Consider the following 23,363-nt stretch of genomic DNA (forward strand, 5'->3'; position numbering starts at 1 on the left):
TAACGGGACCTCGCGTTAGCGCCTTTATAAATTAATCGGAATAGTTTAAATTAATTATTTTTGGTCTTTCAGGATCGATGCTATTTTCTCCAGCACCTTATCCTCGCCTATGCCCGTAATTATAGGTAGGCCATTAACTACCGGAATATCCAGTTCATAAGGCACTTTGGTGGTGGATACCACTAAAGTCGCTCCGTCGGTATTGCTTGGCAGGGACGCGACATTAGTTTGTGAATAATTGACATCCAGTCCTTGTTCCTTACAATACTCCATTACCTTTTCGGCCACCGCGGTGGAGGTCGCGATGCCGGTGGCGCATACAAATAAAATAGTCTGGCTCATATTTCACCTCGTTCATTGAGTTTATCTAAAATAGCCTGGTGAATTTGTTCATTACTCATGGCGAATAATTTCTGCATAAACCCGTCATCCTGAATCAGATCCATTATCCAGCCCAGCACATTGAGTTGCTTGTTGCTTTCACTCAGCGCCAGTAAGAAAACCACGCGCACCGGCACCGGGTCTGGCTCACCGCCCATATCCGCGAACGCCACCGGCTCCGGCAGGATACCAATGGCGAAGGCGTTGCGGCGCACATAACGATGATCGGTATGCGGTATTGCTACGCCAACCGGATTTGTAGGCAGGCCGGTAGGGAATTTCTTTTCACGCGCCAGGACATGGTCGGCAAAATCCCCGACCACCTGTCCATCGGCAATCAGCGGTTGCGCCAGTCGGCGGATGAGCGCATCAACACTCATTCCCGCAGGGATGCGTTGAACGTACTCGGATTTGAATTCAATGCCCTGCATAAATTCCTCATTAATCACGTTACTCGACAATGGCTTGGATTGATGACGATTGGATAATTATCAAAACCGCCTCAACTCACCTCCCGGCGCTGCAGGATGGTGCCCAGGTAGTATTTATTACCTTTCAGCCAGACATTGCCGAACTCTACGGGCAAAGTCCGGGAGAAAAAAACCAGCTGTTCCAGGTGTAATACCGGCGCTTCTTCGCTGATATCCAGGAAATGACCACGCTCATTACCAATCAACCGGGCGGCGTAACGGCTTTCTGAGTAGCGGATTTTTTGCTGAGAAAGGCGCTCGATCGTTGGAAACAAATTTTCCTTGTTAAAATCCACTTCGGTAATGCCCGGACAAAGCTCAATATTAATACGGTTCTCAATCAGCATGGCCTTTTCATCGCCAATAGAACGCAGACGTTCAAGGTATAAAATGTCCTGCCCCGGTTTTATTTGCAGCTTCTCAGCAACAAAACGATTTGCTGATTCAATTCGTGAAGTTACCACACAGGTGCTGAAGCTGATTTTTTGACTTTCCAGCGATTCGGCAAACGACAATAATCCTTCACCCAGCGGGTAGGCGATGTTCTCCTTTTTGACAAAAGTGCCTTTTCCCTGGACCTGAACCAGCGTCCCGGCTTTCACCAACTGGGCGACCGCCTTCTTTACGGTGCCCCGGCTGACTTCCAGCATGTCCATAATCTGGAATTCAGAGGGAATACGGTCGTCCTCGACCAACTCTCCGGTGTAGATACTTTCTCTTATCCACTCCGCCACCTGCTGGTAAAGTGGGATCTGGGAATTTTTACTTAAAGCTTTCATGGCGCGCACCTGAACATCCTGAGTTGTCTATAGACAATTATGTACAACTTCACGACTATAATATGAAAAACGGCGAATGATGTGATGGAGAGGGGTCACATTTTCAGGGACCGGATCAGGATCGAAAAAAGGTGATATAAGTCACATTTATTCAGAAAGGCAGCTGTCAGAAAAATACTCGGATCGGCATCCCCAATAACGCATGAATGATAGTGTCGCGCGCATTGCGCTGAAATAAATACGGCCGGGGGAGGCCTGGGCGCCTCCCGCGTATTTGTTCATGGGCTCGGACAGCGGTGGCGACCGGCCGGCGCTGATGTACACGCCGATAGGGCGTTGCAAACCCCTTTTTATCAGCCACGCCATCGCGGCGAACCAAGGCGACGACATTTCATTTATTTTTTCGCTCCTGGCAGATCGCCATGCTCCCCCAATTGTTGCACGTCAACAAATACGCCGTCAGGGTCGTATTCAAGCCTGAGCCTTTGCAATCGTTCCCAATTTTCAGCGGCGAAGCACCTGCTGGTCTCGGCCGCCCTTGTCTCAAGATCGTACTCGTTGATATAACTGCTACGGGCAATCTCCTGAAGCTCGTCATACATCTGTTTTAACCAATATCGATTGATATTGTCATCTTTTGCATCGTTCCATTGGGCGTATGTGGATACAAAAAACTTGCCCTGTGCCGAAAATGCGGCTTGCGGATAGGTGGTCACACCCCGCCAGAGAATCGCTGTAAGGGTACTCCGAGAAGGCGCGCCTGATAAATACCGGGATAGGATGGAAACCAATTCCTGCGTGTTATCTGTAAGGATATTGTCGGCACAAAACCTTTTTGATAACACCATGCCGTTGAACTGCTCGTAAATGGCCTCGAAGTTTGAGGGCTGGTCGATGGTCAAGGCTGTGAGCGGCAGTTCCAGGCTGGCTTCAAAAGATTCGCGTAGCGCCTGCGCTTCTTGCGGGCTAGCGGCGAACGCCAAGATATTTAACTGCACTGCCGGTATGCCACCCGTCGTCGTGGGGCTGACAGACAGCGTCACCTGAAGATTTGCAGGGGGAGATGCGACGTCAAGCCCCGCCAATAAATCGTGCAAATGCGTGAAAGGTAGCGTGTATAAGCTGTTGGTTATTGCCCGAGGCAACGAGTAGCAACTGAGGTAAAAGCGGGTCACGACAAAAAACGAACAGGGCCCGGCGCCACGAGCGGCCCAGAACAAGTCTGGCTCCTGGGTTTCGGAAACATGTCGTAGACGACCGTCCGCGGTGACAATGTCCAGGGCTTGTACGTTGAACACGCTCATTCCTCCCCATTGGCTGCAGTTGATCCCAAGCCCTCCACCCAACAGGAATCCGCTGATACCCACTTCTTTTACATGCCCTGTGGGAAAAGCCAAACCTTTAGCCGCCAGTGCATGACTCAATTGGCCGCTACTGACCCCAGGTTCAACGATGGCGCGCTTGCGCCGGCTATCGATATCAAGTCCCTTCAAGCCGGAAACATCCAACATCAGCGAATCAAAGCGAAGAAAACAACCGGCGTAGTTATGCCCATTTCCACGCACGCTCACTTCCATGCCTCGCTCCTTGGCAAATGCAATCGCGCGAATCACATCGGCCTCAGTCGCGGCGCGTACTATTCCGGCAGGTCTACGCGTTGGGCCTCGACCGTTCCAGGTACTGGTGAGGTACCACTCATCAAAGGCGGGATGCGAAGCAAGACGAACCTCGCCATCCAGTTGCGATGCCAGCTTCAGTCGAGACACAGAAGTCTGCGTAGCGGCGGGTATCCCCAAGTCCTGGCTGACGATGGAATACAGCCGTTTCGGTTTCAATCCCAAGCGAGTCTTGATGCGGGCATTCAAGCGGCCGCCCTCGATAAGATTAATTCCGCTTTCGAATGCATAGCGGTACAGGGCAGCGAAGGCCAGGGTATAAGGGCTGAATTCGGAATGCTCGTAATCCATGCCGGCCGACCAGGCATGGAGAGTTCCGTCTTCCTCGAAGCAGATAATGCCGCTGACAATTTGCCCGTTCTGTTCTACGACGCTAAGGCGAACCAGATCGCCGCAAAGACGGCAAAAAACAGCCAATTGTGCTTCTGGCCAATAATGCGGCGTCCCCAGCCGTTTGGTTGTCAAATAACACAACCGGGCCAGTTTCTCAATTTCATTATCAAAGGGAGGAGCCAGTATTCGAACTCGCGCACCGCCGCGTTTAAAGATACGAAGCTGGCGTACCATTTCATGACGCCCGTCCTTTGGCAAAGCCTGCACAAAACTGTCAAAATCCGCAAAAGCATCCAGTTCGAGTGTATATTTATCCACCATGTAATTTATATTCAGCCCATAACGTTGAGCTTCACGCAGAAGCACGCCATCCTGCACATTGAGAAAACAGAAATAGCGCGCCTTCTCAGCCAGTGCGATACTCGTAAGAGCATCGAATATTAGGGCATACAGACTAGGGGCATCGCCCAGCATCGGGATTGTGGTGTCCGTACAATGCATGATATGACTGAACAGTCCGCGCTCTTCAGGTATTATCGAGAGCTTAGCGGAGGAAACCAATAACCCTAACGGATCAACAGACTTAAAGTCTTGCAGATAAATCGGGACCAGCGCAACCAGCCGCCTTTCCTCCCGCGCCAGCACATAGAAGATTTTACTGACATTTAACAAGGGTGACTGCTCAGCCGCGATAAGAAATCGCAGATCGTAAAACATGGGCGCCTTGCTTTGAAGAAAAAACGCGCGATACTCAGCCGGATCCAGGTCTTTAACGGTATTGATAATATCAAGGGTAATGGTCATCGCAACCTCCGTTGGCTTATCGGACTGGCAAATAATTTTTCTGACAAACAGAGCCGTAACGACTCTGTCCTTAAGTAGACCAATTCAAAATAACCTTGCCGGCTGTCCCTGCTTGCATCGCCTGGAAACCTGCGTGGAAGTCATCGACAGGCAAGCGGTGAGTGATGATATCCCTAACGTTCAAACCGCTTTGTAGCATGTTGAGGGTCTTGCGCCAGGTCTCGAACATTTCTCGCCCATAAACCCCTTTGATACGCAGGCTCTTGCAAACTACTGTATTCCAATCCAATGTCACTTTACGCGTAGGCAATCCCAGACAGGCTATCTGGCCACCGGAAGTCATGGCACCGATTAAGGATTCCAGCGCTTCATTACTACCACTCATTTCAAAACCGATAGGGAATCCATCAGACAAACCGTAACGCTGAGCAACTTCTGTTAACGACGTGTTGTCCGGATCCAGGGTAATCGCGTCGACTATCCGGTTCGCAAGCGCTAGGCGCTCGGCATTGATATCGGCGATGAATATACGATGCGCGCCGACAAATCGCGCAACCGCGGCCGCCATTATCCCAATAGGCCCCGCACCCATGATCAATACATCGTTGCCCACCAAATCAAATGACAGAGCGACATGAACCGCATTACCAAGCGGGTCGAGAATAGCCCCCAGTTCATCGTCAATCTCATCGGGGAGAGCAATAACATTGAATGCAGGCAGCGCCAGATACTCCGCAAAGGCACCGGGGTGGTTTACTCCTACTGACAAGCTATGAGGATCAAGATGAAAATTTCCTGCCCTGGCTGCGGTGCAACCGAGATCGACAAGATGTCCCTCACCGCTGACGCGCTGGCCAATGCTTATTTGCGTGACATTACGGCCTACTTCTACAACTTCTCCGGCATATTCATGGCCTGTTACCAGAGGAACGGGTACCGTTTTTTGGGCCCATTCGTCCCAGTTCCATATATGCAGATCCGTTCCGCAAATACCGGTCTTGCGGATCTTGATCAGCACCTCATCATCGCGAACTTGTGGGATCGGTACGTCCTGTAACCAGAGCCCAGCGCGAGGATTTGCTTTAACTAACGCTCGCATATACTGTCTCCTACAGTCATTGTGATACAAGGGACATATTTTTTTGAAACTACCGCTGTCGAATATCGCAACATTATGTTGCTTTAAATAGGCTGGTGGATTTTGTGATGCAATGGATATGTTTTGTAGCAAATATATGTCATGTGGTTCTTGATCAGCATCGCCAATTCTAAAAACTAGAACGTCATTTTCTATTATCAACTTCTTCCTCTTGCCTTGCGCTGTAATGGGTCCTTTCCATTTATCTCAGTATATAATACTAATTATGTATATTTACAGGTGGTTTCTTCATGGTAGAGCTCAATAGGAAGATTAGTTTAATCCATTGAAATATATTGCTATATAAAATTGATTTAGCACTCAAGGCATGAAAATCCATATCTCCGACGGCGCGTTTGATAACTAAATAATTTTTTGACACCAATACGCTGCATTGTCAGGGATGAAATTAGCGATTTATAGATTTCTTTTTATGAAATCACCGAATTTCTTATATAAATCAGTTGAAAAATACTGTGTTAGGCGCATGGAGTGGGGGAAGTATTATGCGGTTGGTCCCACTGCGGTAATTTTTATCCATAACATTGCCAGATATGAACCTAACAATAAAAATTACTGAATGTCATACCCTGCTGTTCACAATAAGGCTGTTTAGTTAATCCGCGGTGTTGCCAAGCATCAATATGCTGCTGCTGTTCAGTCCGGGTGTGCCGCTTTATCATGATTGAATTCACGCTGGTAAATGAGTGAAATGAATATTTCATAGCGACTATCTATCAGCGAGGCGATATGCCCGATCCCTTACGCGAAATCGCTACTAAATCAAAAACAAAAAGCCCGCGTCAGGTCATCCCTAACGCGGGCTTTTCTAAAATCTTGGCTCCTCTGACTAGGATCGCCGTTGTCAGTAAGTGGCTAATAAATAATATAAAGCAGGACACTGCTCTTATCAAGACCCCCAAAGTGACCACCACGTAGCGAAGATTGGAATAGGGTATGTGAAAGCACATAATCGTTCCCATAAAGACAGATCAAGGCAGTAAACATGACCGCTTCCGGTGGAACGCGCCATTTACAAGCTAGGCAGCGGCATGATGTTGCGCAACCCACTTAAATCAGTGGAAGATGCATGCTTCCCCAGGTGGATGCCTGAGGAAATTGTATTATAATGGGATATATTCTGGCTGAGATTAATTCAGTTGAGGGTCCAGAATATCAATAACTTTTGCCAAAACCTCGTCAACGATACTAGATTCGGCCGTTGCAGCATATTTTGCCTGACGCTCAATCAGGTCTAAGGATCGAACCTGATAACATAGCGCTACACCGGTAATCTTGCCGGTATCGGTACTTGCACCATCAAAATAAACGGTAACCGCTTCTGATCGAGCCAACCCGCCACCACCGGTGATAGGTACACAAATAGCCGTACCCAACTTTTTGTTAAGCGCCTGCTCAGTGATAATCAGGTAAAATTGCGGGCCTTTAAACTCTCTTCCGCTGACCGGATCGCCGCTCGCATGCCAAATTTCACCCTTCGCCGGGGCGCTTCTTCTGCGAACCATTAAATCACCTCTTTACCGACCGGATGAGAATTCAGCTCGTCATAAGATGCTTCGTTGAACGCACGTACTTCTTCCTCATCAATGCCCTGCAACAACGTTGCGAGCGATTTGCGACCGCGCGCTACCCTGCCTGCCGGTTTAATGCTGATCGTGTCCCCGGAAGCTTTTACATCGAGTTTTATACCTACTTGCCATCCCATATCAGTGGCGATGTCGCTAGGGATTGTAAGAACCACGGCGCCCCCCTGCTGGCGTAAACGAGTAAGTGACATAGTTTTCTCCTAAGCTATCAGTGTAACTTTATCTCATATGCACTCTAGCATAAAATCTCATAAAGTCACACATTTCATCATCGGAAATTAGCTGATGATTAGGCTGATAATTTCCGGGTCCGCTGATTCGCATTCGAGCAAAAATGCTTTACGGGCATCGGCTGTATGGCTGGGGATAAAACCGTGTTTGTTCTTTTTTACGATATGAAAGAAAGAGCGTTCAGCGGGATGACCTTGACTTCCTCCGCCGTTTCCCGTCGTTTTACCGTACATACATAAAACGACTTCACAGGCATCAGCGGCCATCACAGAAGATGACATTTCCGACAGGCGATATAGCGGCAAGTGCCCGGCGTATTTCGCCGTCATCACGCGCGCCAGCAGGCCCGGTCCGGCGATGCCGCGCTCGATGGGACGCGACGGCGCCGGCGCCTGGACGATGACATCGCAGCGGGCGCAGGCTTTCTTTTTACGCCGGGTTTTTATCACCTTGAAGGCGCTTTTGGCTTGCGTCAGGAAGACTTTACCCTCCTTGACCTGCGGCCAGACCAAGCGGCCGCGCTCAAGGCGTTTTGCCTGCAGGCACAGGCCGTCACCGGTTGACCACAGGACCTTTATCAGGTTGCCTCGTTTCCCCCGGAAGACAAAGACATGGCCGGACAATGGATCTTCCCGGAGGGCGGACACGACTTGGCCGGCCAGGCCCTGAAAGCCCTTTCGCATGTCAGTCTGGCCGGCGACCAGCCAGATACGGGTGCCCGCCGGTAAGCCGATCATGATTGCGGGCCTTGCATGAACTCACGAACCAGGACGGTCAGCAACTCGGCCGAAGGTGACGTCAACATCATCCGTCCCCGGGGAAATGTGATTTCACAGGAACAGGGGTGCTCCAGCGGAGATCTCTGCGGGGCAGCAGGCGTCACGGGATTTTCGGTGATATGGACAGGTAAAAGCGTGGGGGCGGGCGGGGTGTGACCGGCTATGGATGCTGTCGGAAATCGGGCCAAGTAGCCCGATGGGCAACATCTCAGAACTCACAAAGGTAAAACAGCCGACGGCTAGCGCAAGCATTGCCAGCTAGGTGCGCGCGGTAGCGCGGTCCGGCAAACTCTCTGCTACGGTCCGTTGTGCAGATAATGCAGTATTGTCGGAAGAAGGGGTCGACATAGTGTTCCTCAGCTTTAAAGTGTAATGAACTGCCAACGCCATTAATGGCGCTGATGACTCACCATTCCAGCGTTTTGCCCTGGTAATTAAGGAAAGCGATACCTCGCTGGTTAAAACGGGTCATCAGCATTTCTGTTACGCCGCGTGTACTGGTTTCGATATCCAGTAGCGCATCAGGACCACCCATTTCAGTACGTACCCAACCGGGCGCTACCGCCGTCAATGACCAAGGTGTCTGCGGGTTTTCTGCGATAAAACTGCGCAGTGACTGATTCAGCGCCGATTTACTGGAACGATAAGGTTCCCATCCACCCTGCGTATTCGCCGCAATACTTGCCAGTTCTGATGACATAACGGCGACCACACCGTCGGCCCGGACCGTCGGTGACAGAATGCGTAAGGCAGACATTGCACCTACGACATTGGTGCGCATTACTGTTAGTAGCCGCTGAGCGAATGATTCATCAGGAGAGCCCACCGTTCCGGCGTTCACCATCAGCAGATCCAGCGTTTTTCCTGCCAGGCGAGTATACAATTCTTCAAGTGACTCATCGCTGTTCATATCAAGTGTTTCAACAGACAAATGTGAGTCGCGCGCGGCGAGCTGACGCAGTTCAGGGCGGGTTAAGCCCTCACGTTCAGTAGCAATGACTTGCCAGCCACGTTCCAGAAAGCGTTCAGTTAACCCCAGCCCCAGGCCACGACTGGCCCCAATAATTAATGCGGTAGGTTGATTTTCCGACGTACTCATAAAATCTCCGGTTGTTCAGAAAAATGTTTTTTAATCAATGTGCTCAATACGGCTTCCAATCCAAGTATCCCCACCCGCTGCTCGGTTTGACTGCCTGAAAATGTAATCCAGCCAGCATTGAAGCCATCAAGCATTTGTATTCTTGGTAACGGGTTTTGCATACCCTGAGCAAGAAACAGGGCATTCCAGTCGTAGCGAGGTACGGCATATGCTTTTACCTTCCGTCCCAATAGCCGTGTAAAGCTGGCGGCCAGTTGGTTTGGACTGATACTCTCTGGTCCGCGAAGCTCAATGATCCGCTTTCCGGACCATGTTTCCTGCAACAATGCAGCCGCAGTGCAGCCAACATCAGCAGTAGCCACCATAGGAATAGCCCGGTCCAGCGGTTGCAAAAAAGACGGGATCTCTCCCTGCTCCTGTGCTGAGGGGATATCCCATGCGGCATTTTCAATAAACCAGGCAGCTCTAATGAATGCGGTAGGCAGTGGTAATGTGCCTAATACGTCTTCCATGATTCCCAGTTGGGTTAGCAAGTTCGGCTGCGTGGCCTGTGCACCAATGGTGGATAAACACACCACCTTTTGAGGACGAGTTTCCTCCAGCGCGATACGTAAAGCAGTAATGATTTCACGACTTTCTGGAAAACCCGCAGACGGGTCAAAATTAGGCGGTAAAAGAATGAAAACACCCTCAACATTTGTGAATGCTTTGCTCAGGGCTACCGCATCATTCATTTCTGCAATCGCCACATCACAACCCTGGCTGGCCCAGTACTGACCCTTTTTCACAGAGCGAACAACAGCACGCACTTCATGGTTCTTTGAAAGTAATAAGCGAGCAATCACACCGCCAACCTGGCCAGTAATACCAGTAATAACGAACATAGGTGATCCTCTATGAGTGTATTAATAATGAATGGTGGAAAGTTTACGGTACAAAAATTAGTTAATCCATATCATCAATGTCACATTTGAAGTGACAAAAAGTCATTAATTATGGCGGTATATTGGTATTGATCTCACCGGATTATGTAACGCGAAAGGGTATGAATAACTGATAACTCATGACAAAATGTCATGGTTATATAGAGTTCGAGGCCTTTACCAGTCAGAATAAAGGGAGAAAAAATGGCATTCGACGAGCGCATGTTAAAGGGTATGGGCGTACTATCTGCTGTGGTAAATGGTGGGAGTTTTGCCGCTGCGGCTGAAGCATTGGATATGTCCCCATCAGGCGTAAGTCGTGCGATCGTCCGGCTGGAAGGTCGGCTTGGTATCCGTCTGTTTGAACGTACTACCCGAGCAATATCTTTAACTGATGAGGGGCACCGTTTCTATCAGCAAATCGCCCCGTTACTGGCCGGACTGGAAGAGGCCGCAGCTTGTGCGATCAATGGTCGTATTTCCGTACGCGGACGCCTGCGGGTCAATGTGCATCCGTTTTTTTCAAGACTGATACTTGGGCCTCGGTTAGGAAGTTTTCTAAAACAATATCCTGAATTGCAGGTTGAGCTTTCTACTCGTGAAGAGCTGGGCGATCTGGTTGCAGAGGGGTTTGACCTGGCAATTCGTTTTGGTGAACATAAATCCTCGACGTTAGTAGCGCGTAAACTACTAAACACCCGTATTCTCACGGTTGCTTCACCTGCATATATTAAGCAGCATGGAAAGCCAGTGACGCCTGATGATTTGGCTTTACCCGAACACTCATGCATTCAGTTTCGATCTCCCGAAACGGGCAAACTCTTTACCTGGGAATTTCAACGTGGTAAAGAGATAAAATCGCTGAATTTGAGTGGTCAGCTTATTGTGAATAATGTCGGTACTATGCATGGCGCCTGTCTTGCAGGATATGGAATTGCACAGGTCATGGAGTTGGGCGCTGAGCATCTACTAGCACAGGGTAAACTGGTTAATCTGTTCCCTGAATGGCCTGATGAACTTTTTCCACTTTACGCACTATATCCGTCACGCAATCATCTACCGGCGAAAACCCGTGCTTTCCTGGATTTTGTCTCTTCGGTGGTTGCTTGCCCTGTTACACAATCCTGACAAAGGACACCACATCTGTTGGGGAGTGCGGACGAAACTTGGACTGCTTTGGAGGTAGTCCATGTATTCGTTCGAAGAGCGTATCCGTGCTGTTGAACTCTATGTCAAATATGGCAGAAAAGCTTCGCGGGTGGCGGGAATGGTCCAGATTCGGTTTCTGAAATCAATCTCTGACCATCGGGCAAAACGCAGTTCACTGGAGCGGATAAACCGGTGAAGCGTCAGCAGAACGGCCAGATGGGTTAATTCCCGTCCCTGCTGATAGTCATCAATGCGTTCCATCAGTTCCGGCAGGCGATCCAGCTGCAGGGCGGGATAGTGGCGCTTGATGGGCGGAGCAGTTAGGCCGTCCAGACTCGCTCCTGGGTTGTTTTCGATTAGTCCCTGATGCATGGCATAGCGCATGACGTTACACAGGTGCTGCCGCGTGCGGGACGCGACTTCCAGCAGATCTTTCGCCTCGATATCTTTCAGCAGATCGATGAAATGACGGGGTTTCAGTTCTGTTACCGGCAGATGACCAATTACCGGAAAGATATGATTTCTCATGCTGGCAAACAGGCGGTCTGCGGTATTCTGCGACCACTTCTTATTATTTTTATGCCAGCCCAGTGCCGCGGTCTCAAAGACTTTTTCCGGCGAGCGGGCGGCCCTTTCGGCGATACGTTGCTGAGCGGGGTTAATGTTTTGCGCCAGCAACTTGCGGATACCGTCGCGTTGCTGCCGTGCGCCAGACAGAGATACATCGGGATAAGCACCTAAACCAAGGCGGGATTCTTTACTGTTGATACGGTACTTGAGATACCAGAGACGTGAACCGCCTGGATTGATCAAAAGATACAAACCGTGTGAATCGGAGATTTTGAAAGGTTTATCAGAGGGCTTGAGACTGCGGATTTTCGTGTCGTTGAGAGACATTTGGGGGTCACTCCGTCATCGAACCAACATGACCCCAAATCTGACCACTAAATTCTCCCGATGCAGAGGGAAAACTGAAAATGCACCGGGAAGATTTTTCACGTTAACCTATCGCCTCAAAATTATATAGGGATTCGCGCCATTGCATGAAAAACAAAAAGCCCGCTTCAGTTCCCTGAAGCGGGCTTTTCTAAAATCTTGGCTCCTCTGACTGGACTCGAACCAGTGACATACGGATTAACAGTCCGCCGTTCTACCGACTGAACTACAGAGGAATCGCGAGAACGGGGCGAATACTAAAGGCGCCGGCCCGTTTTGTCAAAGTTCTTTTCAGCATTTCCCTCCGGATGGCCAGGAGATCGCCAGTTTGCTGATAATCCGCACAATTTTCGCTGATTCGCGGCAGCTTATCCGCTCGTTTATCGCGTGGGCGGCAAGAGGCGGGGCGTGTTTGTTCCCTTTAATGACGAAATGGCGAAGCCAACCTGGCGCGCGGCCGGCCGTTGTGCGCACCGGCTGTGTCTGCTTTATGACAAAAGGTTTGAACTTTGTTCATAACCCGGTGGCGATAAATCTTCTCATTAAAAAAATATTCTGCAATTTCATGGAGTTGAAATATGACGGCTTCTGGTACGTTCCCTGCTTAATAGAAAGGGTCAACCGACTAACAGGAGAATGCACATGGCTATCCGTCAATGCGCCATTTATGGCAAAGGTGGCATAGGTAAATCCACTACGACACAAAATCTCGTTGCCGCTCTGGCCGAGATTGGCAAAAAGGTGATGATTATCGGCTGCGATCCCAAAGCGGATTCCACCCGTCTGATCCTGCATGCCAAAGCACAGAACACCATTATGGAACTGGCCGCCGAAGTCGGCTCGGTAGAAGATCTGGAGCTGGAAGACGTTTTGCAAATCGGTTATCGCGGCGTGCGCTGCGCCGAATCAGGCGGCCCTGAGCCGGGCGTCGGCTGCGCCGGCCGCGGCGTTATCACCGCCATTAACTTCCTGGAGGAAGAGGGCGCGTACGAGGAAGATCTGGATTTTGTGTTTTACGATGTGCTGGGCGACGTGGTCTGCGGCGGGTTCGCCATGCCGATCCGCGAAAACAAGGCGCAGGAAATCTATATCGTCTGCTCCGGCGAAATGATGGCGATGTACGCCGCCAACAATATCTGCAAAGGCATCGTCAAATACGCCAAGTCCGGCAAGGTGCGCCTCGGCGGCCTGATCTGCAACTCGCGCCAGACCGATCGCGAAGACGAGCTGATCATGGCGCTGGCGGACAAGCTCGGTACGCAAATGATCCACTTCGTGCCGCGCCATAACATCGTGCAGCGGGCTGAAATCCGCCGTATGACGGTCATCGAATACGATCCAACCTGCGGCCAGGCCGAAGAGTACCGCACGCTTGCCCGCAAAATCGTCGACAACAAAAAAATGATAGTGCCCACCCCGGTCACCATGGACGAGCTGGAAGCACTGTTGATGGAATTTGGCATCATGGATGTGGAAGACGAAACCATCATCGGCAAAACCGCGGCGGAAGAAGCGCAGTCAGCCTGATCCGGCCGCGCGGGGCCCTGAGCCGGCAACGGCTGGCTTAGGTCACTATCCCATTTATTATGTAAGGACATCGCCATGACCGATATAACCGGCGAACAAACGCTGGCGCTGATTCAGGAAGTTCTGGAAGTCTTTCCTGAAAAAGCCCGCAAAGAGCGTGCCAAGCACTATATGCTGAGCGATCCGGAAATGGAAAGCGTTGGCAAATGCATTACTTCCAACCGTAAATCCCAGCCCGGCGTGATGACGGTGCGCGGCTGCGCCTACGCCGGCTCGAAAGGGGTGGTGTTCGGACCTATCAAGGACATGGCCCATATCTCCCATGGCCCCATCGGCTGCGGCCAGTATTCCCGCGCCGGCCGTCGCAACTACTATACCGGCGTCAGCGGCGTCAACGCCTTCGGCACCCTGAACTTTACCTCGGATTTCCAGGAAAAGGACATTGTGTTCGGCGGCGACAAAAAGCTGACCAAACTGATTGAAGAAATGGAAACCCTGTTCCCGTTGACCAAAGGCATCTCCATCCAGTCCGAGTGCCCGGTGGGCCTTATCGGCGACGATATCGAGGCGGTGGCGCGGGAAATGCAGAAAAAACTCGATAAACCGATCGTGCCGGTGCGGTGCGAAGGGTTCCGCGGGGTATCCCAGTCGCTGGGTCATCATATCGCCAACGACGTGGTGCGCGACTGGATTTTATCCAACCGCGATGACGAAGCGTTTGAAACCACCCCTTACGATATCGCCATTATCGGCGACTACAATATCGGCGGCGACGCCTGGGCCTCCAGGATCCTGCTGGAAGAAATCGGCCTGCGCGTGGTGGCGCAATGGTCCGGCGACGGCACCCTGGTGGAAATGGAAAATACCCCCAAGGTGAAGCTAAACCTGGTGCACTGCTATCGCTCCATGAACTACATCTCGCGCCATATGGAAGAAAAATACGGCATTCCCTGGATGGAATATAACTTCTTCGGCCCGACAAAGATTGCCGAGTCCCTGCGCAAAATCGCCGCGCTGTTCGACGAGACCATTCAGGCCAATACCGAGGCGGTGATCGCCAAATACCAGGCCCAGACCGACGCCATTATCGCTAAATTCCGCCCCAGGCTTACGGGCAAGCGCGTGCTGCTGTATCTCGGCGGCCTGCGCCCGCGCCATGTGATCGGCGCGTATGAGGATTTGGGGATGGAAATCATCGGCAGCGGCTATGAATTCGCCCATAACGATGACTATGACCGCACGTTGCCGGACCTGAAAAAAGGGACGCTGTTGTTCGATGATGCCAGCAGTTACGAGCTGGAGGAAATCATCAAGGCGCTGAAACCGGATCTTATCGGCTCCGGCATCAAGGAAAAATACATCTTCCAGAAAATGGGTTTCCCGTTCCGCCAGATGCATTCCTGGGATTATTCCGGCCCTTATCACGGTTACGACGGTTTCGCCGTCTTCGCCCGCGATATGGACATGACCCTGAATAACCCGAGCTGGACCCAGTTGACCGCGCCCTGGCTGAAAACCGCCTGAGATTGTTTGCCTGAAGCCTGAACCCGTCAGTTCACAGATTTGTGGCGCGGGAGGAGAGAATCATGAGTCAGAGTGTAGAAAAAACCAAGGCCTGCTATCCGCTGTTCGAGCAAGCGGAATACCAGGCGCTGTTTACCAGCAAACGCGAGCTGGAAGAGGCCCACGGCGCAGCCCGGGTCAAGGAAGTCTTCGAGTGGACCACCACCCGGGAATACCAGGAGCTGAATTTTAAGCGCGAGGCGCTGACCATCGACCCCGCCAAGGCCTGCCAGCCGCTGGGCGCGGTGCTTTGTTCGCTCGGTTTCGCCAATACGCTGCCCTATGTGCACGGCTCGCAAGGCTGCGTGGCGTATTTCCGTACCTATTTCAACCGCCATTTTAAGGAACCCGTGGCCTGCGTGTCGGATTCGATGACCGAGGACGCGGCGGTGTTCGGCGGCAATAACAACCTGAACAACGGCCTGCAGAACGCCCATGCGCTGTATAAGCCGCAGGCTATCGCCGTCTCCACCACCTGCATGGCGGAGGTGATCGGCGACGACCTGAGCGCCTTTATCGCCAATGCCAAGAAAGACGGTTTTATCGACCCCGCGGTGCCGGTGCCTTATGCCCATACCCCGAGCTTTATCGGCAGCCATATCACCGGCTGGGATAATATGTTCGAGGGGTTTGCCCGCGAATATACCGATAAAACCGACGCCCGGGATTACCAGCCCGGCCGTAACGGCAAAATCAACCTGGTGACCGGTTTTGAAACCTATCTCGGCAATTTCCGGGTGCTGAAACGCATGATGGAGCAGATGGGCGTTGGCTACAGCCTGCTGTCCGATCCCTCCGAAGTGCTGGACACCCCGGCGGACGGTGAATACCGCATGTATGCCGGCGGCACTACCCAGGACGAAATGCGCGACGCGCCGAACGCCATCGATACCCTGCTGCTGCAACCCTGGCACCTGCTGAAAACCAAAAAAATGGTGCAGGAGAACTGGCAGCAGCCGGCCACGCCGGTGGATGTGCCGCTGGGACTTGAAGCCACCGACCGGCTGCTGATGACCGTAAGCCAGCTGACCGGCAAGCCGATTCCGGACGCCCTGACGCTTGAGCGCGGCCGGCTGGTGGATATGATGCTCGATTCCCATACCTGGATCCACGGTAAAAGCTACGGCCTGTACGGTGATCCGGATTTTGTCATGGGCATGACCAAGTTCCTGCTGGAACTGGGCTGCGAACCGACGGTGATCCTGTGCCATAACGCCAATAAACGCTGGCAGAAAGAGCTGAAGAAGGTGCTGGCCGCGTCGCCTTACGGCCAGGAAAGCGAGGTGTATATCAACTGCGATCTGTGGCATTTCCGTTCGCTGATGTTTACCCGCAAACCGGATTTTATGATTGGCAATTCCTACGGCAAGTTTATCCAGCGCGATACCCTGGCCTTGGGCGAGCAGTTTGAAGTGCCGTTGATCCGCATCGGCTTCCCGATTTTCGACCGGCATCATCTGCATCGTATCGCCACCTGGGGCTACGAGGGCGCCATGACGGTATTGACCACCCTGGTCAACGCCACCCTGGAAAAACTGGACCGCGACACCATGAAAATCGGCAAGACCGATTATAACTTCGACCTGATCCGCTGACCGACCGGCCCAGGCGCGTCCTGGGCCGCCCTACGGGAGAAAGCCGCTATGCCGAGTGTGTTATTCAGTGAAAAAGGCGCCGACCTGTACTGCTATATCGCCAAACAGGATTTGGAGGCGCGGGTCGTGCGCATTGAATTTGACGATGCCGCCTGCTGGGGCGGCATGTTCGAGCTGGAGGGCGGCAAGTCGTATTACATCTTTCCACAGCCGGGGAAACCGCCGTTCCCGGTGCGTTTACGCGCCAGTAAAAATGCCGGATAACCCCATGGCCACAGGAGCCTACCGATGAATGTCGCAACCGACGATCCTTTATTCTGGCGTCTGTTCGCCCTGGCGCAGACCCTGCCGCAGCTGCCCCCACGGGAGATGATCCTCTGGCTGGAGAAGGCGTCCGGCCAGCCGTTGACGCCGGCGCGGCTGGCTCGGCTGAGCCTTGATCAACTGGCGCGGGCGTTTCCCGCCGGCGCCGGCCAGCCGACGGTGGCGCTGTGGCAACAGGTGATGTCTTGCCTGGCCGGAGAACTGCCGCAGCATCTGACCACCCAGCCGGAGCGGGCGGAGCCGTTGCAATTACGCGCCGCCTTCGCCTCCGGCGACGGCCTGGCGATCGACGGCCATTTCGGCCAGGCCAAGCTGTTTTTTATCTATGCTTTTGACGATCGGGGGCCTTACCTGCAACAGGTCAGGCGCTATCGCGACGATCCCGACGCGCTGGAGGAAGGCAACGAAGCGCGGGCGCGCATGTTAAGCGATTGTCATTTGCTGTTTTGCGAGGCGATAGGCGGCCCGGCCGCCGCTCGCGTGATCCGCAATAATATCCATCCCATCAAGATTAAGCCGCCGATGACCATTGAACAGCAATTACAGGCGTTGCGCGCCATGCTGGCGGGGCGTATCCCGCCCTGGCTGGCGAAACGCCTGGGAAAAACCCACCCTCTTGCGCAGCACCAGTTTTCGCTGTGACGTCCCGCGGGCTTGCCCGGCAGGCTTGGCCCGGGGGTATAACAGGGGCGCGCGGGGCGCGGCGGGCTCGCCGTCGCCCCGGCCAATCCCGTCGTCAGTCCGTTTAGGCGCCCCTGTGGGCGCCGTTTTTTTTTATCCTGACGAAAGTAGGGTGAAAAGCGGCCATCCTTTAACGCCGCGGCTAATATAGTCAGGATGGGCGTTTCAGCGCTGACGACGGTGATGGGCTGTTGTTCATGGTATCTGGCGATTAAGAGGCTAAGGGATGGTCGGTAAAAAAAGTAACGGCGCGTTTATCTGGCGGCGCGTCTGGCTGGCGTTGTTAGGGGGGATGCTGTGCGGCTGCATGGACATGCCGGGGAAAGTGCCCCAAATCGTCAACGATCACGCCGCATCCGCAAGGATTGTTGCTACCGCGGACGGCTCGGTGCGGGGTGTCGTCTCTGCGCGCGGGCAAGCCTTCCTGGGGGTTCCGTTCGCGGCGCCGCCCGTGGGGGAACTGCGCTTCGCACCGCCGGCGCCGGCGATCCCCTGGCGCGGGGTGCGAAGCGCCGATCGCATCGGGCCGGCGTGTCCGCAGCCCGCCTTGCCGGTGGCCGGCAATAGCGCCGAGGATTGCCTGACGCTGAATATCTACGCGCCGCATAATGCCGGCAAGGGCGGGGTTTTCCCGGTGATGGTATGGATTTATGGCGGCGCGCTCGAACTGGGCTCCAACGGGCAATATGACCCCAGCGTCCTGGCGGAACGGCAGGGCGTGATCGTCGTCGCGCCCAACTATCGCACCGGCGCGCTGGGCTTCCTGGCGCATCCGGCGTTGCGGGGCCCGGGGGAGGGAAATTATGGCGTGCTGGATCAGCAGGCCGCGCTGCGCTGGGTAAAGCGTAATATCGCCGCGTTCGGCGGCGATGCGGACAACGTCACTCTGTTCGGTGAATCCGCCGGGGCGCTCAGCACCTGCGTTCATCTCCTGTCGCCCGGATCGCGGGGGCTGTTCCAGCGGGCGATCCTGCAAAGCGACAGCTGCGCGCAGCCGGACACGTCATTACCGCGCGCGGAGGCGGAAGCCGGCGGGCTGATAATGGCGCGCGACCTCGGCTGCGGCGATGAGCGGACCGCGCTGGCGTGTTTGCGCCGCGTGCCGGCGAAAAAGCTTTACCAGGCGACCAGCCATCGGCGCGGCAATAGCGGCAGGGACGGTTGGGCGCCGATGACGGGAGGGGATGTGCTGCCTGAGCCGCCCTACCAGGCGTTTGCGGCGGGCAAGGGCGCACCGGTGCCGGTGCTGATGGGCAGCAACCGCGACGAAGGGCGGCTGTTCGCCAATTTCAAGGCGTTTACCTTTGCCATGAGTCACCGCCGGGGGTATGAAGACGCCGTCGCGCGCGCTTTGCCCGGCGATATCGCCCCCGTGCTGAAGACGTATGCGGACGTCGCCGCCCGGTCGTACTATCAGGCTTTCGCCGATATTGTCACGGACTCGCACTTCGCCTGTCCGATCCTGACGATGCACCGGCTGCTGGGCGGACGGGCGGCCTTCTACGCCTACGAGTTCGACGATCCCCACGCGCCGATGTCATTGCCGCGCGCGCCGTTTACCCCGGCCATGGGAGCCTATCATGCCGCGGAAATCGCCTATGTTTTCCAGCGGCCCTGGGCGCTGGCCGATCCGCGTGACTTCGATGCCCGGCAGCAGGACCTGGCCGCGCGTATTCAGCAGGCGTGGGGGACCTTCGCCCATACCGGCCAGCCCGCGGCTATGCCGGCCTGGCCGGTGTTCGACGGCGCGCGGCCCTATGCGCTTGCCGTACAGCATACCGGTTTTGTGGAGGACTTCGCCCTCAGGCATCGCTGTGCATTCTGGAACGCCAGGGGCTACTGAGGGCAGCTTATGTCGCCGGGCAGGTATTCCCCTGTCAGGCCGGTTGTCTGTTTTGTCGCGTTCACGACAATAAAAATTCTTTTCAAAACAGCGGGTAGCCGCTGGCCCGTGATTTGCAAACCAGAGTCATAGCAAGACTATTGCCGGTTACGGAGAGAACCTGATGAAAAATACTGATATCGCCGCCCTGTTCGTGGAGCCTGCCTGCGAGCATAACGGCAAGCATAAAACCGGGTGCAAACCGCCCAAGCCGGGATCCACCGCGGGCGGCTGCGCCTTTGACGGCGCGCAGATTACCCTGCTGCCGGTGGCGGACGTGGCGCATCTGGTGCACGGGCCGATTGGCTGCGCCGGCAGTTCCTGGGATAACCGGGGCAGCCGCAGCTCGGGACCGGCCCTTAACCGGCTGGGTTTCACCACCGATTTAAGCGAGCAGGATGTGATCATGGGACGCGGCGAGCGCCGGCTGTTCCACGCCGTGAAGCATATCGCCGAGCGCTACCACCCCGCGGCGGTCTTTATCTATAACACCTGCGTGCCGGCCATGGAGGGCGACGATATCGAGGCGGTGTGCCGCTCGGCTTCGGCGGCGGCCGGCATTCCGGTCGTGGCCGTCGACGCCGCCGGTTTTTACGGCAGCAAAAACCTGGGCAACCGCATCGCGGGCGATGTGATGCTGCGCCAGGTCGTAGGGCAACGCGAGCCCGCGCCCTGGCCGGCGGATTATCCGGTGCCCGCGGCGCGCGGCCATAACATCTGCCTTATCGGCGAATACAATATCGCCGGCGAGTTTTGGCAGGTGCTGCCGCTGCTTGATGAGCTGGGCGTGCGCGTCCTGTGCACGCTCTCCGGCGACGCGCGTTTCGCTGAAATCCAGACCATGCACCGCGCCGAGGCCAATATGCTGGTCTGCTCCCGCGCCCTGATTAACGTTGCGCGCAGGCTGGAGGAGCGGTACGACACGCCCTGGTTCGAGGGCAGCTTTTACGGCATGCGTGAAATGTCGGCCTCGCTGCGCCAGCTGGCGCAGCTGCTGGACGATGCGGATCTCACCGCGCGCACCGAGCTGCTAATCGCGCGCGAGGAGGCGGCGACCCAGCTGCGCCTTGAGCCCTGGCGCGACCGGCTGCGCGGCAAGCGGGTGTTGCTGTACACGGGCGGCGTTAAGTCCTGGTCGGTGGTCTCGGCATTGCAGGATTTGGGGCTGGACGTGGTGGCCACCGGCACGCGCAAATCCACCGAGGAGGACAAGGCGCGCATCCGCGCCCTGATGGGGGAGGACGCGCTGATGCTTGACGAGGGCAACCCGCGCCTGCTGCTGGATACCGCCTATCGTTTCCGCGCCGACATGATGATCGCCGGCGGCAGGAATATGTATACCGCCTATAAAGCCCGGCTGCCGTTCCTGGATATCAACCAGGAGCGCGAAGAAGCCTTCGCCGGCTACGGCGGCATGGTTAACCTGGCCGAGGCGGTGTGCCGCACGCTGGAAAGCCCGGTCTGGACGCAGGTTAACCAGCCGGCGCCCTGGCAGATAAAAGCCTGAGGAGAAGATCATGACGCACGTTGTCCGTTCGGTAAAACCGCTGGCCACCAGCCCGATCAAGAGCGGTCAGCCGCTGGGCGCCATCCTGGCCGCCATGGGGCTGGAAAGCTGTATCCCGCTGGTGCACGGCGCCCAGGGTTGCAGCGCTTTCGCCAAAGTGTTTTTTATCCAGCACTTCCACGAGCCGGTGCCGCTGCAATCCACCGCCATGGAGCCGATCACCACCATCATGGGCGCCGACGACAATATTTTTACCGCACTGGAGACCTTGTGCGAGCGCAATGCGCCGCGCATCATCGTCCTGCTCAGCACCGGCCTGTCGGAAGCGCAGGGCAGCGATTTGGGGCGGGCGGTGGCGCTGTTTCGCGCAAGCCATCCCAAGCACCGGCAGGTCGGCATCCTGACCGTCAGCACGCCGGATTTTTACGGCTCGATGGAAAACGGCTATGCCGCGCTGCTGGAAAGCGTGGTGCAGCAGTGGGTGCCCGCTGAACCCGCGGCCGGAATCCGCGGTAAACGGGTGAATATTTTTCTGAGCCATATGTTTACCCCGGGCGATCAGGAGCTGATCCGCAGCTATGTCGAGGCTTTCGGCCTGCAGCCGGTGATCCTGCCCGACCTGACGCAGTCCATGGACGGACATCTGGCGGCGGGCGATTACAGCTCGCTGACCCAGGGCGGCACGCCGCTGCGCCTGATGGAACAGTTGGGACAAAGCGTCGCCACCTTTGTGATCGGCGTTTCGCTCACCCGCGTGGCCGCGCTGATTGAGCCGCGCGGACGCGGCATCTGCGTGCGTTTGCCGCATCTGATGACGCTTGCGCATATGGATGCGTTTATCGGACAACTGCACCAGATTTCCGGTCGCGAGGTGCCGGCCTGGATAGAGCGGCAGCGCGGGCAGATGCTGGACGCGATGATCGATTGCCACGGCGAGCTGCAGGGCGGGCGCATGGCGGTGGCCGCCGAGGCGGATTTGCTGCGCGGCTGGTGCGATTTCGCCGTCAGCCAGGGCATGAGCGTGGTGAACGCGGTGGCGCCGGTCAACCAGCCCGGGCTGGCCGCGCTGCCGGTGGAAAAAGTCATCATCGGCGATCTGGAGGATTTGGCGGATCTGCTGGCCGAGACCCCCGCCGACATGATTTTTGCCAATTCCCACGCCGCCTCCCTGGCTGAGCGCCTGGATATGCCGCTGGTGCGCACCGGTTTCCCCCTCTACGACCGCCTGGGCGAATTTCGCCGCACCCGGCAGGGGTATGCCGGCATCCGCGACACCCTGTTCGAACTGGGCAACCTGATGCGCCATCGCCATCATCATCAGCCGGTGTACCACTCGCCGCTGAAACAGCAATTTCCTGCCGTCTCACTTGCACAGGACGCCGGCGTATGAACAACTTCCAGCGCAATCTTACGGTGACCACCGCCTCCGACTGGGCGCTGCGGGTCGCGTTCGCCAGCACCGACCTGCACCAGGTCAACCAGCATTTCGGCTCGACGCCCCGGCTGGCCATTTACGGCGTCAAACCCGATCGGGTGACGCTGCTGCAGGTCACGGATTTTATCGTCCAGCCCGGACATGACCTGGATAAGCTGGGCTGTCGTATCGCGGCGCTGGAGGGTTGCCTCTCGCTGTACTGCGTGGCGGTGGGCGAAAGCGTGTTCCGGCAGCTGCTGCGCGTCGGGGTACGGGCGGTGAGCGTGCCCGCCGCCACCTCCATCGTCCATTTGCTGACGGAAATCCAGCAAAACTGGGATGCGCCGACGGTACAGCGCCATCAGGAAAAACGCGATCCCAGGCGCTTCGAGCGTTTCCGGCAGGAGAGCCGCTGGGAGGAAGAGTAGCGCGGGAACAGCGCTGATTTGTGTCAATTCCCTGACAAAACCGACAACCAACCCCGACATGTTCGGGGTTTTTAGTGCGCCGCGCGGCGCTATCTTATTGAAATAACGATAAAGATGTGACTGGCATCACATTTGCT

21 protein-coding genes, 1 tRNA gene and 3 pseudogenes are annotated in these 23,363 nt (G+C 55.1%); 10 read left to right on the plus strand and 15 right to left on the minus strand.

The genetic code is table 11. From position 1 onward, the window contains the following. Positions 1–54: 54 nt before the first annotated feature. The 13 genes and pseudogenes from ACL2XM_RS08145 to ACL2XM_RS08205 all read right to left on the minus strand — a co-directional run bounded on the left by ACL2XM_RS08145 (position 55) and on the right by ACL2XM_RS08205 (position 10,181). Entirely contained in the window at positions 55–342 is a 288-nt protein-coding gene (locus ACL2XM_RS08145; protein ID WP_410014826.1) for a PTS sugar transporter subunit IIB, read from the minus strand. After that, positions 339–812, minus strand: coding sequence for a PTS sugar transporter subunit IIA (locus ACL2XM_RS08150; protein ID WP_413732700.1), 474 nt, complete (start codon positions 810–812; stop codon positions 339–341). Before ACL2XM_RS08150 ends, ACL2XM_RS08145 begins: the two co-directional genes overlap by 4 nt. 71 nt (positions 813–883) lie before the next feature. Continuing rightward, positions 884–1,630 carry a GntR family transcriptional regulator gene (locus ACL2XM_RS08155; protein ID WP_410014828.1) on the minus strand — a complete coding sequence of 249 codons (747 nt, stop codon included), beginning with the start codon at positions 1,628–1,630 and terminating at the stop codon, positions 884–886. A 395-nt stretch (positions 1,631–2,025) separates the two neighbouring features. Then, positions 2,026–4,443, minus strand: a complete 2,418-nt coding sequence (locus ACL2XM_RS08160) for a GNAT family N-acetyltransferase (RefSeq protein WP_413732701.1) — start codon at positions 4,441–4,443, stop codon at positions 2,026–2,028. Between the two features lie 70 nt (positions 4,444–4,513). Further along, the gene (gene tdh / locus ACL2XM_RS08165) at positions 4,514–5,542 is read right to left on the minus strand and encodes an L-threonine 3-dehydrogenase (RefSeq protein ID WP_410014830.1); all 1,029 of its coding nucleotides are present in this window, start codon (positions 5,540–5,542) and stop codon (positions 4,514–4,516) included. Between the two features lie 599 nt (positions 5,543–6,141). Next, positions 6,142–6,306 (minus strand): IS66 family insertion sequence element accessory protein TnpA, encoded by a 165-nt coding sequence (gene tnpA, locus ACL2XM_RS08170; protein WP_410014831.1) that lies wholly within the window; start codon positions 6,304–6,306, stop codon positions 6,142–6,144. A gap of 426 nt (positions 6,307–6,732) precedes the next feature. Then, positions 6,733–7,107 carry a type II toxin-antitoxin system PemK/MazF family toxin gene (locus tag ACL2XM_RS08175; RefSeq protein ID WP_410014832.1) on the minus strand — a complete coding sequence of 125 codons (375 nt, stop codon included), beginning with the start codon at positions 7,105–7,107 and terminating at the stop codon, positions 6,733–6,735. Then, a complete protein-coding gene (locus ACL2XM_RS08180) occupies positions 7,107–7,379 on the minus strand; it encodes an antitoxin (protein ID WP_410014833.1) in 273 nt (90 codons plus the stop codon). Before ACL2XM_RS08180 ends, ACL2XM_RS08175 begins: the two co-directional genes overlap by 1 nt. Positions 7,380–7,466: 87 nt before the next feature. Then, entirely contained in the window at positions 7,467–7,700 is a 234-nt protein-coding gene (locus ACL2XM_RS08185; protein ID WP_410016809.1) for a TrbM/KikA/MpfK family conjugal transfer protein, read from the minus strand. Further along, positions 7,698–7,880, minus strand: a pseudogene (locus ACL2XM_RS08190) (IS66 family transposase); the annotation flags it as partial. The pseudogene ACL2XM_RS08190 and the gene ACL2XM_RS08185, both read right to left, overlap by 3 nt. Then, positions 7,881–8,156: pseudogene (tnpB, locus tag ACL2XM_RS08195) on the minus strand (IS66 family insertion sequence element accessory protein TnpB); the annotation flags it as partial. 448 nt (positions 8,157–8,604) lie between these two features. Continuing rightward, positions 8,605–9,297 (minus strand): SDR family NAD(P)-dependent oxidoreductase, encoded by a 693-nt coding sequence (locus tag ACL2XM_RS08200; protein WP_410014834.1) that lies wholly within the window; start codon positions 9,295–9,297, stop codon positions 8,605–8,607. Further along, positions 9,294–10,181: an NmrA family NAD(P)-binding protein gene (locus ACL2XM_RS08205; RefSeq protein ID WP_410014835.1), complete on the minus strand. Its 888-nt coding sequence runs from the start codon at positions 10,179–10,181 to the stop codon at positions 9,294–9,296. Before ACL2XM_RS08205 ends, ACL2XM_RS08200 begins: the two co-directional genes overlap by 4 nt. A 243-nt stretch (positions 10,182–10,424) precedes the next feature. On the opposite strand from ACL2XM_RS08205, the gene ACL2XM_RS08210 reads away from it, so the two are divergent. Then, a complete protein-coding gene (locus ACL2XM_RS08210) occupies positions 10,425–11,348 on the plus strand; it encodes a LysR family transcriptional regulator (protein WP_410014836.1) in 924 nt (307 codons plus the stop codon). Positions 11,349–11,468: 120 nt separating this feature from the next. On the opposite strand, the pseudogene ACL2XM_RS08215 reads toward ACL2XM_RS08210, so the two are convergent. Together ACL2XM_RS08215 and ACL2XM_RS08220 are read right to left on the minus strand one after the other, a co-directional pair. Beyond that, positions 11,469–12,266 (minus strand): annotated as a pseudogene (locus tag ACL2XM_RS08215) (tyrosine-type recombinase/integrase); the annotation flags it as partial. Between the two features lie 199 nt (positions 12,267–12,465). Further along, positions 12,466–12,541: transfer RNA gene (locus ACL2XM_RS08220), tRNA-Asn, on the minus strand. 406 nt (positions 12,542–12,947) lie between these two features. Here ACL2XM_RS08220 and nifH point away from each other — a divergent pair. The 9 genes from nifH to ACL2XM_RS08265 all read left to right on the plus strand — a co-directional run bounded on the left by nifH (position 12,948) and on the right by ACL2XM_RS08265 (position 23,226). Beyond that, on the plus strand, positions 12,948–13,832 hold the full coding sequence (gene nifH / locus ACL2XM_RS08225; protein WP_410014893.1) for a nitrogenase iron protein: 885 nt from the start codon (positions 12,948–12,950) through the stop codon (positions 13,830–13,832). 75 nt (positions 13,833–13,907) lie between these two features. After that, positions 13,908–15,356, plus strand: a complete 1,449-nt coding sequence (gene nifD, locus ACL2XM_RS08230; protein ID WP_410014894.1) for a nitrogenase molybdenum-iron protein alpha chain — start codon at positions 13,908–13,910, stop codon at positions 15,354–15,356. A gap of 62 nt (positions 15,357–15,418) precedes the next feature. Further along, the gene (gene nifK / locus ACL2XM_RS08235; protein WP_410014895.1) at positions 15,419–16,990 is read left to right on the plus strand and encodes a nitrogenase molybdenum-iron protein subunit beta; all 1,572 of its coding nucleotides are present in this window, start codon (positions 15,419–15,421) and stop codon (positions 16,988–16,990) included. Between the two features lie 48 nt (positions 16,991–17,038). Beyond that, entirely contained in the window at positions 17,039–17,254 is a 216-nt protein-coding gene (gene nifT / locus ACL2XM_RS08240) for a putative nitrogen fixation protein NifT (RefSeq protein ID WP_410014896.1), read from the plus strand. Positions 17,255–17,278: 24 nt separating this feature from the next. Next, complete coding sequence (locus tag ACL2XM_RS08245; protein ID WP_413732704.1) at positions 17,279–17,956, plus strand: NifB/NifX family molybdenum-iron cluster-binding protein; 678 nt, start codon at positions 17,279–17,281, stop codon at positions 17,954–17,956. 265 nt (positions 17,957–18,221) lie between these two features. Further along, positions 18,222–19,838: a carboxylesterase/lipase family protein gene (locus ACL2XM_RS08250; protein WP_413732705.1), complete on the plus strand. Its 1,617-nt coding sequence runs from the start codon at positions 18,222–18,224 to the stop codon at positions 19,836–19,838. A 163-nt stretch (positions 19,839–20,001) separates the two neighbouring features. After that, entirely contained in the window at positions 20,002–21,384 is a 1,383-nt protein-coding gene (gene nifE / locus ACL2XM_RS08255; protein WP_410014899.1) for a nitrogenase iron-molybdenum cofactor biosynthesis protein NifE, read from the plus strand. A gap of 10 nt (positions 21,385–21,394) precedes the next feature. Then, positions 21,395–22,774, plus strand: a complete 1,380-nt coding sequence (gene nifN, locus ACL2XM_RS08260; protein ID WP_413722949.1) for a nitrogenase iron-molybdenum cofactor biosynthesis protein NifN — start codon at positions 21,395–21,397, stop codon at positions 22,772–22,774. Next, positions 22,771–23,226 carry a NifB/NifX family molybdenum-iron cluster-binding protein gene (locus tag ACL2XM_RS08265; protein WP_410014901.1) on the plus strand — a complete coding sequence of 152 codons (456 nt, stop codon included), beginning with the start codon at positions 22,771–22,773 and terminating at the stop codon, positions 23,224–23,226. Before nifN ends, ACL2XM_RS08265 begins: the two co-directional genes overlap by 4 nt. The last annotated feature ends 137 nt before the right edge of the window (positions 23,227–23,363 follow it).

The organism is Sodalis sp. RH20, assembly GCF_047324205.1.
GTDB lineage: Bacteria > Pseudomonadota > Gammaproteobacteria > Enterobacterales > Enterobacteriaceae > Acerihabitans.

Coding starts and splice junctions, on each gene's coding strand:
- ACL2XM_RS08145 (WP_410014826.1), bottom strand. CDS start 342: ATGAGCCAGACTATTTTATTTGTATGCGCCACCGGCATCGCGACCTCC.
- ACL2XM_RS08150 (WP_413732700.1), bottom strand. CDS start 812: ATGCAGGGCATTGAATTCAAATCCGAGTACGTTCAACGCATCCCTGCG.
- ACL2XM_RS08155 (WP_410014828.1), bottom strand. CDS start 1,630: ATGAAAGCTTTAAGTAAAAATTCCCAGATCCCACTTTACCAGCAGGTG.
- ACL2XM_RS08160 (WP_413732701.1), bottom strand. CDS start 4,443: ATGACCATTACCCTTGATATTATCAATACCGTTAAAGACCTGGATCCG.
- tdh (WP_410014830.1), bottom strand. CDS start 5,542: ATGCGAGCGTTAGTTAAAGCAAATCCTCGCGCTGGGCTCTGGTTACAG.
- tnpA (WP_410014831.1), bottom strand. CDS start 6,306: ATGAAATATTCATTTCACTCATTTACCAGCGTGAATTCAATCATGATA.
- ACL2XM_RS08175 (WP_410014832.1), bottom strand. CDS start 7,107: ATGGTTCGCAGAAGAAGCGCCCCGGCGAAGGGTGAAATTTGGCATGCG.
- ACL2XM_RS08180 (WP_410014833.1), bottom strand. CDS start 7,379: ATGTCACTTACTCGTTTACGCCAGCAGGGGGGCGCCGTGGTTCTTACA.
- ACL2XM_RS08185 (WP_410016809.1), bottom strand. CDS start 7,700: ATGTCATCTTCTGTGATGGCCGCTGATGCCTGTGAAGTCGTTTTATGT.
- ACL2XM_RS08200 (WP_410014834.1), bottom strand. CDS start 9,297: ATGAGTACGTCGGAAAATCAACCTACCGCATTAATTATTGGGGCCAGT.
- ACL2XM_RS08205 (WP_410014835.1), bottom strand. CDS start 10,181: ATGTTCGTTATTACTGGTATTACTGGCCAGGTTGGCGGTGTGATTGCT.
- ACL2XM_RS08210 (WP_410014836.1), top strand. CDS start 10,425: ATGGCATTCGACGAGCGCATGTTAAAGGGTATGGGCGTACTATCTGCT.
- nifH (WP_410014893.1), top strand. CDS start 12,948: ATGGCTATCCGTCAATGCGCCATTTATGGCAAAGGTGGCATAGGTAAA.
- nifD (WP_410014894.1), top strand. CDS start 13,908: ATGACCGATATAACCGGCGAACAAACGCTGGCGCTGATTCAGGAAGTT.
- nifK (WP_410014895.1), top strand. CDS start 15,419: ATGAGTCAGAGTGTAGAAAAAACCAAGGCCTGCTATCCGCTGTTCGAG.
- nifT (WP_410014896.1), top strand. CDS start 17,039: ATGCCGAGTGTGTTATTCAGTGAAAAAGGCGCCGACCTGTACTGCTAT.
- ACL2XM_RS08245 (WP_413732704.1), top strand. CDS start 17,279: ATGAATGTCGCAACCGACGATCCTTTATTCTGGCGTCTGTTCGCCCTG.
- ACL2XM_RS08250 (WP_413732705.1), top strand. CDS start 18,222: ATGGTCGGTAAAAAAAGTAACGGCGCGTTTATCTGGCGGCGCGTCTGG.
- nifE (WP_410014899.1), top strand. CDS start 20,002: ATGAAAAATACTGATATCGCCGCCCTGTTCGTGGAGCCTGCCTGCGAG.
- nifN (WP_413722949.1), top strand. CDS start 21,395: ATGACGCACGTTGTCCGTTCGGTAAAACCGCTGGCCACCAGCCCGATC.
- ACL2XM_RS08265 (WP_410014901.1), top strand. CDS start 22,771: ATGAACAACTTCCAGCGCAATCTTACGGTGACCACCGCCTCCGACTGG.